A 9973-nucleotide genomic window follows, 5' to 3' on the forward strand; every position below is an offset into this window, starting at 1 on the left:
TTCTTATTCCCACTACCAGTTAGAAAGGGGAATAAAAAAAATGAAAAAGAAAATTTTAATTTTATTTGTTTTAACTTTTGCTTTATTGATGTTTACAGTGGCTCAGGTAGGTGCTCAGGATTATCAGATTGGTATTTCTCAATTTGTAGAACATCCTGCTTTGGATGCAGCCAGAGAAGGTTTTATTGAAGGACTGGCGGAAGAAGGTTTTACTGAAGATATGATAGAATTTACTGTGCAAAATGCACAGGCTGATTTTGCTACTGCTCAATCTATAGCTCAGCAGTTTAAAAGTAATAATTTAGACTTAGTTCTAGCCATTGCAACTCCTAATGCACAAGCAGCAGCAAATGTTATAAAAAATATTCCTGTTTTATTTACAGCTGTTACTGATCCTGTAGAAGCTGGTATTGTTGAAACTATGGAAGAGCCAGGTAGTAACCTCACAGGAACTACAGATATGAATCCTGTAGCTCAACAGCTTGAATTAATTAAAGAGTTTATTCCAAATATTACTGACCTTGGTGTTCTTTATAACCCAGGTGAAGTTAACTCAGTTGTTCAGGTAGATCTAGTAAAAGAAACTACTAAAGAGATGGGAATTAATTTACACGAAGCTACTGTCAGCAACAGCAGTGAGGTAAGCCTTGCTACTTCGTCTCTGATTGGAGATGTTGATGCGATTTATGTTCCGACAGATAATATTATTGTATCTGCCTTACCCTCGGTTTTAAACATAACAAATCAAAATAAGATTCCAGTTTTTGCGTCTGAAAATGGACAGGTTAGACAGGGTGCAATCGCTACTCTTGGTATCGATTATAAATTACTTGGAATTCAAACCGGGAAAATGGCTGCTAGAGTATTAAATGGAGAATCTCCGGCTGAAATGAGTGTAGAATCTTCTGATGAGCTAAAATTATATTTAAATACCAAAGCAGCTGAAAATCTCGAGCTGGAAATTCCAGCAGCTGTAATGGATAGAGCAAATGTTATTTATGAGGAAATTACACAGTAATAATTCGAAAAAATAAGTAGCTAGAAAATAAGTAGTTTAGAAATGGTGTGAGGTGTGTTATGAATCTAAGTTTTGCAATAACGTCATTAGAACAGGGGCTTGCCTTCGGGATAATGGCTCTGGGAGTATTTATATCTTTTAGGATTCTTGATTTTGCTGACCTGACAGTTGACGGCAGTCTTCCTCTGGGAGCTGCTGTTTCAGCTCGGCTGCTGGTTGCAGGGGTTAATCCTTTTTATTCACTTGCAGCAGCAGTTGTGGCTGGTGGAATGGCAGGAGCTATAACTGGGTTTTTAAATACAAAACTAAAAATAGCTCCGCTCTTATCAGGTATTTTAACTATGACCTCCCTCTATTCAATTAATTTACGGGTAATGGGAAGGCCAAATATTCCACTGATTGGAAAAGATACTATTTTTTCATTCATTAAGGATTTAGGTGTTCCATATCCCTGGAATAACCTTTTATTATTGATCCTGGTGATAGTAGTAGTTAAATTTTTACTTGATGCATTTTTAAATACTCAAATTGGTTTTGCCTTAAGAGCAACCGGAGATAATCCTCAAATGATTAGAAGTATGGGAATCAGTACAAATTCGATGAAGATGCTGGGGCTTATTATTTCTAATGCTTTAGTTGCTCTTTCAGGAGCTCTTGTTGGACAGTATCAGGGATTTGCAGATGTAAACATGGGTGTTGGTACTATTGTTGCTGGACTGGCTTCGGTAATAATAGGCGAGGTAGTAATTGGCGAAAAATCAATTATGGTTGCAACTATTGGAGTTATTATTGGTTCTATTCTATATCGTTTCAGTATATCAATTGCTTTAAATCTGGGGCTGGCTGCTTCTGATTTAAAACTTTTAACAGCAGTTATAGTAATAGTTTTCTTATCAACACCAAGAATTAAAAAAGCATTGAGGTGATAAAAAAATGCTAAAAGTTAATAATCTAGAAAAAATATTTTATAAAGGAACTCCAAATGAAAATGTAGCGATTAATAAAATTGATCTGACTGTAAATGAAGGAGATTTTATTACAATTGTTGGAAGTAATGGAGCTGGAAAATCAACTCTTTTAAATTCAATTGCAGGTGTCTTCCCTGTTGATAATGGAAGTATCTTTTTAGATGATGAAGATATTACTGCCAAAACAGAGTACAAATGTGCTAAAAAAATTGGCAGGGTTTTTCAAAACCCTCTGGCAGGAACTTCTCCTGAGATGACAATAGAAGAAAATCTTTCTCTTGCTATCTCAAAGTCAAATAATCTTTCTTTAAAATGGGGATTAAGTAAGCACAAGCGGGAGATAATGCAGAAACATTTAGAAAAAATTGATCTTGGTTTGGAAAAAAGACTAACAACTAAAGTAAAATTATTATCTGGAGGTCAGCGGCAGGCCCTAACTCTTTTGATGGCCACAGTTGCTAATCCAAGATTACTGCTATTAGATGAGCACACTGCAGCTTTAGACCCTGCAACAGCTATTAAAATAAAAAATCTAACTGCAGAACTTGTCAATAGTAATAATATTACAACCCTAATGATCACTCATAATATGGAGGATGCAATTAAGATGGGCAACCGACTAATTATGATGGATGACGGCCAGATTATCTATGATATTCAGGGTGAAGAAAAAGAAAACCTGACTATTGAAAAACTGCTCAAAATGTTTGAAATTAAACATGGTGGTAAATTCAATAATGATCGGATGCTGCTCTCAGTTTAATTTTTGTTTCTTGAATCAGGTTTATATAATTATTTAACTTTTTACAATTTTAATTTAAAGAGTAGTTTAGTAGTTTAAAGCTAAATATTTTAGAAAAGCTCCCTTTAAAGGGAGCTTTTTTTATACAGTAAAACTAAATCTTAATATTTACTTCTTCTCCAGCTGCAGCTTTATAGTGCTTATCCTCAACTTTAAACTCAACTGAAGTTTTATTTGAAGCTGAAGCTTGAACAGTAAAACTATCAGAACTCAGCTTGATTTTAAGTTTATTTGCTTTATAGTTCAGCTTGAATTCAACTGAATCCCACTCTTCCGGCAGTATAGGCATAAAAGAAAGTCCCTTACGATTAATATTCATGCCAGCAAAACCATTAACAATCAACTGCCAGATTCCACCAGCTGCAGCAGTATGAACTCCACCAATAAAAGTTCCTCCACTAACAGCCTTATTAGTACTCATCAGATCAATAAAGGCAGAGGCCTCAAAATAATCATAGGCTTCTTCTGCTCTACCCAAACGAGCAGCTACAATCGCATATTGAGAAGGACTCAAGGATGAACCGTGTTGAGTTCTTGGTTCATAATAATCATAATTAGCTGCAAGTACTTCTTCAGAGAAAATATCATGCATTGTGAAAAGCTGAATTACATCGGCCTGTTTAATTACCTGAGTAAATACAGCCACACCGTTTGGCCAACCCCAGTATTCCTGTTTATCGATCAACCTTTCTTCTAAAACTTCAGCAGTTGTATCTTCTAGATCAAAGTAACCGTCGAACTGTTCAATCAACATATTTTCATCAGGCTCTGGTAAATATATCCTTTCTGCAATCTCCTGCCAGGCGGTTACTTCTTTTTCCTGAAGATCAATTTTTTCTTTCAAAGCCTTAAGTTTTTCGGGATATTCATTTTCCATTTTATAATAAAAATATAGTGCTTTTTTTAGTGCATAGCGAGTTTGATAATTTGTAAAAGCATTATTATCAACATTTTCATGATATTCATCCGGTCCCAAAAGTCTAATTATCTCATACTGGTCCTTATACTGGTTGTAGTGTACGCGAGAATGTAAAAACCTTGCTACCTCAAATAGAATTTCACTACCATAGTCTACTACAAAATCAAGATCATCAGTTGCTATATAATATTTCCAGATTGTATAACTTATGTCAGGAGATACATGGATCTGCCAGTCATTAAAGTGGTTTCTTATTTTGCGACCGCTAATTACATCTTTAAAAAAGAATGATGGACACAATTCTTGACCACTTTTACCGCTAATCCAGGCATAAAAAGCACCATCATAACCTAAGTCTTTTGCTTTTTTTCTGGCTCCATCAAGTGTGTGATAGCGGTATTTCAAAATATTCTTAGCCGTTTTTGTTTCCGTAAACAAAAACATGGGCAGATTAAATATTTCCTGATCCCAGAAAGCTGCTCCCTGATAAGCCTGACATGATAAACCCCTGGCTCCAATCGGTAAGTATTCGCTGTGAGCAGGAGTTGCAATAACATTGTGATAGAGGTTAAAATGTACTGCTAACTGATCAAGCTGATTTCCTGCTATTTTAATATCCATCAGTTCCCATTTTTTATCCCAGACATGCTGGTGTTCTTGCTTCAACTGCTGATAACCCTCAGCTGCTGCTTCTAATGCCGCTTCTACTGCTTTTTCTAAAGGATTTTTTAAATCATTACTGGAATAAACAAGCATATTTCTTTCAAATTTAACCACCTTATTTTCTGGCTTAATTTTTAATAATAAATAGATTGACTTTTCCTCATTTTCTACTTTTAAGCTTTCAATGTCCCCCTTTTTAAAATCAAAAGATAAAGCTGTAATCAAATCAATATTTTTTTCAACAGTGTTTGCTTTTAAATATAAAATATTTTTCTCACTGTCATACTCTCCACTAAAATTCTCAAGATGAGAGCCATTCAAATCCCAGATATCTCCTTTAATTCCCAGCTTTATTTCAACTTTATTTTCTTCTAGATTATTTAGTTGATATTTATTGGCAATTAAATGAAGATTATCATAAGAAGCAAATCTTTCTGATACAATTTCAGCTGTTGAATTTTTTGCTCTAGAATTTCTTTTGAAAACTCCATATTTATAATCAAAATCAAGTTCAGTAGTCATTAAGTCTTCATCTGGATAATCACCTAATTTTTCTCCTCCAATTTTTACTTCTGTAAATAAAGCATTGGGAGAATTTGATAATTCTCGCCACTTTCCGTCAGCCATATCATAGGTATCAGTTATAACACAGGCCTGATACTCATCCTTTCCCCACTCTTCTAAAGTCCCCCTATAACCAAGATAACCATTACCACATAATAGATTGCTTCCATAATGTACTAATTGTTCATCTTTTAATTCTTCAATTTTTATATTCCAGTCATCTTTAATTTTAAAAAAATCTTGATAGTCCAATTTTACGCCTCCTTATAACAAATAAATTAGGCCATCAAAATATAGTTATCCCATAGTTTGATGGCCTGATTTTCTCTAATTTCTAATCAGTTAAGTATTTATTATTGATGTTACTAATTTATATCTCCTTATAAAATTAAAGCTCAAATTTACTAAATTCTTATTTTAACAATCTGTTAGAAATTTATCCTTTAACAGCACCAGCAGTTAAACCAGCAACAATACGCTTCTGGAAGATTAACACAAGCACCACAATTGGAATTGTTACAACAACTGCAGCTGCCATGATTTCTCCAAAGGGCTCCTGTCTTGCAAACTCACCTGAAAAATACTGAATGGCTACAGGTACGGTTCTTGCACTAGGATCAATCGAAGTAAATGTTAGAGCAAATAAGTACTCATTCCAGGCCTGAATGAATGCTAAAAGTCCAGTTGTAACTAAAGCTGGAGCAGTTAGTGGTAATAATATCATATGGAAAGTCTGAAATGGAGTTGCACCATCAACCTGAGCTGACTGCATAATTTCTTTCGGTAAATCTCTAAAAAATGATGTTAAAACCCAGGTAGTAAATGGAAGTGTAAACAGCATGTAAGTAAAGATCATACTAAAACGGGCACTTAAATTAAGTGCATTAATTACTGCATATAAACCAGATAAAACAGTTACCTGGGGAAACATTGTCATCGCTAAAATTACGTATAATGCCGGTTCTTTTCCCCTAAATCTTAATTTTCCTAAAGCAAAAGCTGCAAATGAACCAACAATTAGTGATAAAATTGTTGTCGAAGTAGCAACAATAGAACTGTTAACTAAACCTCGTAAAAACTGTCCATTTTTAAAGATAGCAAAATAGTTGCGGGTAAAAATTGATATTTCACCAGTATCGGGATCTCTAGGAATTAAGGTAGCTGGTGTCATTGAAAGCTGGGCCTGTGATTTTAAAGATGAGTTCACCGCCCAATAAAATGGAAATAATAAGTAAACAACTATAACTGCCAGCACAAAATAAAACAATATTTTTTTAAGTACTTTCTTTTGAGTTTTACTCATTCTGTATCAACTCCCAGTGCTTTCATGTAAGCCAGCGCAAAAAAGAAAATTAAAATAAAGATAATAACTCCAATTGCTGAAGCCATTCCCATCTGTCTGGCAGAAATAAGCTGGAAATAGTTAAAACTGGCCATTGAATATCGTTTTTGTGCAAGTAATACCTGAAAAACATCAAAAACTCTAAGAGAGTCTAAAGTTCTAAAAATTAAGGCTACTGCAACAGATGGCTTTAATAGTGGTAAAGTAATAGTAAAAAATTGTCTTATTTTACTAGCCCCATCAACTTCTGCGGCTTCATATAATTCCTGCGGAATAAGCTGCAGACCTGCCAGTAAAAGCAGTGCCATAAAAGGAGTTGTTTTCCAGACATCTACAGCAATAATTGCAGGCATCTGCAGACTTGGATTTGTGAGGAAGGAAAAATTACCTGTACCTATACCAAATTTATCCAGCAGCATATTAAATAGTCCTGCTCTTGTTGGCTGAAACATCCACTGCCACATTTTTGCAGAGACAACAGTAATAACAGCCCAGGGTACGAGCATAACTGCTCTCATCATACCCCTTCCCTTAAATTCACTATTAACTACTAAAGCTACTCCAAGTCCTAATATTGTTTCTATCAAAACTGAAAAAACAGTAAAAATAATTGTATTAAAAACAGCCCTGATAAAATCTGGAGTAACAGCTCCAACAACATATTTACTGCCAAAAAAATTAAAGGTATATACCGGCCGATGAAGCTCTGGCTGTCTGGGCAGTACCTGAATTGGACTTTGAAAAACTTTTTCTCCTGTTTCCTCATCAATTTTAACCTTACCGGTTTCCTCGTCTACTACTGGTGGTAACTCTTCTATAGAAAAAGCTAGTAATTTTTGATAATTATCTAAACCCACAAACTCTGTTGTCCCGGTACCTGCAAAAGTCCGATTGGTAAAGCTGGTATAAAAAACCTGTCCCAGCGGATATAATGCAATAACAAGTAAAATAATAAAGGTTGGGATCAACAATTTAATAGCAAGTTTCTGTTCTTCTTTTGCTAATTCTGACATTGCCTTTTTTGCCATCAGTAAACCTCCTCATTTTAATGAAATTAAGAAGGGCCAAAAAGCGGCCCTCCCCATTTTATTTAACTAAATAAAACAATTACGGCTGTCTTGGTTCTCCTGTTTCATAACCAAGTAGATCTTTAAGATCTAATTCCATATACTGAACTGCAGTAGTAGCATCACTTTCACCAGTTAATACAGAGTGTACTCCCTGGAAGAAAATTTCGGATGCCTGATTATACTTTGGTGCAGTTGCAGTAGAAGGTCTAGCAACAGCATTGGTAAATACTTCATATAATTTACCGAAGAAAGGAACTGCTTCTAATACTTCTTCATCCTGATATAATGATTTGATTGTTGGGTTAAATGAACCTTCAATAGCTCTCATTTTCTGAACTTTTTCGCTAGCCAGGAATAAGGCAAAATCAGCAGCTACTTCAGGGTGTTCACTGTACTTACTAACTGATAGGTTCCAGCCACCAAGTGTTGCAGCAGAACTACCACTGTCACCAGCAGGCAGAGGTGCAACATCAAATTTACCTTTAATCTGACTTGTATCTGCATTACCTAATGTGTAAGCATAAGGCCAGTTGCGCATAAATAATGCATTACCAGCTTCCCACATTTTTCTCGCATCTTCTTCTCCCATACCTGTTACACCTGTAGGAGAAATGTCTCCAACCCAGCCAGCTGCCATATCGATTGCTTCAATCGCTTTTTCATTATTGATAGTTATTTTCTTATCAGGACTAACAATTGTACCTCCACCATTAGAGAATACCCATTCTAATGCATCACAGGTAAGTCCTTCATAAGCATTACCCTGCCAGACATAACCATAAAAGTCAGGGTTGCCAGCTGCTCTTTCTTTTTCCATAATATATTTAGCTGTTTCCTGTAACTCAGTCCATGTTTCAGGAACTTTACGATCATATTTTTCGAGTAAATCGGTTCTATAGTATAAAAGCCCTGCATCTGTAAACCAGGGAATTGCAACAAGTCTTCCGTTAACAGTATTGTTCTGAACGATTTCCTGGAAATGCTTATCTGCCACTTTTTCTGCACCATACTCATTCAGATCAATAAAGTGCTGAGCTAAGTCTCCAGGCCAGATAACGTCAACCTGATAGACATCAACTTTCGGACTTTTTGCTTCTAAAAACTGAAGATATAAGCCTAATCTATCATTTGCAAGATCTGGTGTAGAAAGAACATTAACTTTTACATCAGGATTTTCTTCCATATACATCTGAGCTGCCTTTTGAGTTAATTCAAGCTCTTTACCAACACTACCAGCAGCAACAGTTATTTCTGTCTTATCCTGAGCAAACCCTACAGCTGTAAATGAAACCACTAAAACTAAAGCTAAAACTAAAAGCAAATATTTTCTCATTAATAATTCTCCTCCTTAAAGTTAATTAATTAAATAATTATGTTAAGAATATATCTTAACTACCCCCTATTATTTACTACCACCTCCTTCTTAGTAGTAAGTTCATTTAATTTATTTGTACTTTCTCTAACCACAAGTTTATGTGGAATAAAGACTTTATTATCTTCAATTTTCTCTTTATTGATAATTTTATTCAACATTTCAATGCTTTTTAAACCAAGCTGATAGCCTGACTGTTTGATAGTTGTTAGAGCTGGATCAGTATATTTACCAAGCTCAATCCCATCAAAACCAACAACTGAAATGTCTTCCGGCACTTTAATATTTTGTTCTTTTAAATATCTTATTGCACCAACAGCCATTTCATCATTAAAAGCAAAAATTGCAGTTACATCAGGAAATTTATTGATAATTTTCTTCGCCGCTGAATAGCCACTTTCAAAAGTGAAATCTCCTTCTATAAAACGATTTGGATTATATTTTATATTACTGAGCCTTAATGCAAGTTTAACTCCTCTAAGTCTCTCCTGACTGGCAAGTAAATCTAAGTCAGGCCCCTTGATAAAAGCGATGTCTTTGTGCCCTGCCTGACAGAGAAACTCAACAATATCATAGGCAGCAGCTACATTGTCTACTGTTACACAACTAATATCCGGATCACTAATATAGCCTGAAGCAAAAACTACTGGAATCTGGTAGTTCTTAACAATTGAAAGCAGGTCATTATAATAATTTGTTGTAATCAGAATTATACCATCAATCTTCTTCTGCTTCATAATATTAAGATAATTCTGCTCCTTTTCAAATTCTCCATCAGAATCTCCATAAATCAGAGCATAGCCTCTTTCTCTCGCTTCTGCTTCAATTCCTTTAAGCAGATTAGCCAGAAAAGGCCTCTCCATACCTGCACCAATAACTCCAATTAAGTTACTTGTGTTGGTTCTCAGTATTCGAGCAGAATCATTTATTTGATAGTCCAGTTTTTCAACAGCCTTCTGAACTTTTCTGGCTGTTTCTTCTCTAACTAAAGAACTATCATTTAAAACACGCGAAACTGTGCTTAATGAGACGCCGGCTAATTTTGCTACATCTTTCATAGTTACATCCATAATTTTCGCTCCCTGAAAATAATGAAATCCATTTCACTATTTAATATATTCAATACTAAATTTAAATCTCCTGCATAAAAATCAAATTTTTTTGATTTTTTTGCTTAATTATCAAAAAAAGAGTGTTTTTTTAAGTAAAAATGACTTTATATGACTTAATTACTAATTTTTAAAGTTTTATTTGA

General features: G+C 34.8%; 8 protein-coding genes. 3 read left to right on the forward strand and 5 right to left on the reverse strand.

The features are described from left to right. The first annotated feature begins 40 nt into the window (after positions 1-40). The 3 genes from CI949_RS12300 to CI949_RS12310 are packed head-to-tail and all read left to right on the forward strand — an operon-like array spanning position 41 to position 2749. Complete coding sequence (locus CI949_RS12300) at positions 41-1018, forward strand: ABC transporter substrate-binding protein (protein ID WP_133529769.1); 978 nt, start codon at positions 41-43, stop codon at positions 1016-1018. A gap of 59 nt (positions 1019-1077) precedes the next feature. Next, positions 1078-1944, forward strand: coding sequence for an ABC transporter permease (locus CI949_RS12305; protein WP_133529768.1), 867 nt, complete (start codon positions 1078-1080; stop codon positions 1942-1944). 7 nt (positions 1945-1951) lie between these two features. Next, complete coding sequence (locus CI949_RS12310; protein ID WP_133529767.1) at positions 1952-2749, forward strand: ABC transporter ATP-binding protein; 798 nt, start codon at positions 1952-1954, stop codon at positions 2747-2749. Between the two features lie 133 nt (positions 2750-2882). Here the strand turns inward: CI949_RS12310 and CI949_RS12315 are convergent, their stop codons facing one another. From CI949_RS12315 to CI949_RS12335, 5 genes are all read right to left on the reverse strand, one after another. After that, complete coding sequence (locus CI949_RS12315; protein ID WP_290766954.1) at positions 2883-5186, reverse strand: glycosyl hydrolase family 65 protein; 2304 nt, start codon at positions 5184-5186, stop codon at positions 2883-2885. 184 nt (positions 5187-5370) lie between these two features. Beyond that, a complete protein-coding gene (locus CI949_RS12320; RefSeq protein ID WP_133529765.1) occupies positions 5371-6237 on the reverse strand; it encodes a carbohydrate ABC transporter permease in 867 nt (288 codons plus the stop codon). Further along, positions 6234-7304 carry a carbohydrate ABC transporter permease gene (locus CI949_RS12325; protein ID WP_133529764.1) on the reverse strand — a complete coding sequence of 357 codons (1071 nt, stop codon included), beginning with the start codon at positions 7302-7304 and terminating at the stop codon, positions 6234-6236. Before CI949_RS12325 ends, CI949_RS12320 begins: the two co-directional genes overlap by 4 nt. Positions 7305-7383: 79 nt before the next feature. Further along, the gene (locus tag CI949_RS12330) at positions 7384-8679 is read right to left on the reverse strand and encodes an ABC transporter substrate-binding protein (protein ID WP_290766957.1); all 1296 of its coding nucleotides are present in this window, start codon (positions 8677-8679) and stop codon (positions 7384-7386) included. Between the two features lie 59 nt (positions 8680-8738). Beyond that, positions 8739-9788: a LacI family DNA-binding transcriptional regulator gene (locus CI949_RS12335; RefSeq protein WP_133529762.1), complete on the reverse strand. Its 1050-nt coding sequence runs from the start codon at positions 9786-9788 to the stop codon at positions 8739-8741. Positions 9789-9973 lie beyond the last annotated feature (185 nt).

This window comes from Halanaerobium sp. (assembly GCF_003070835.1).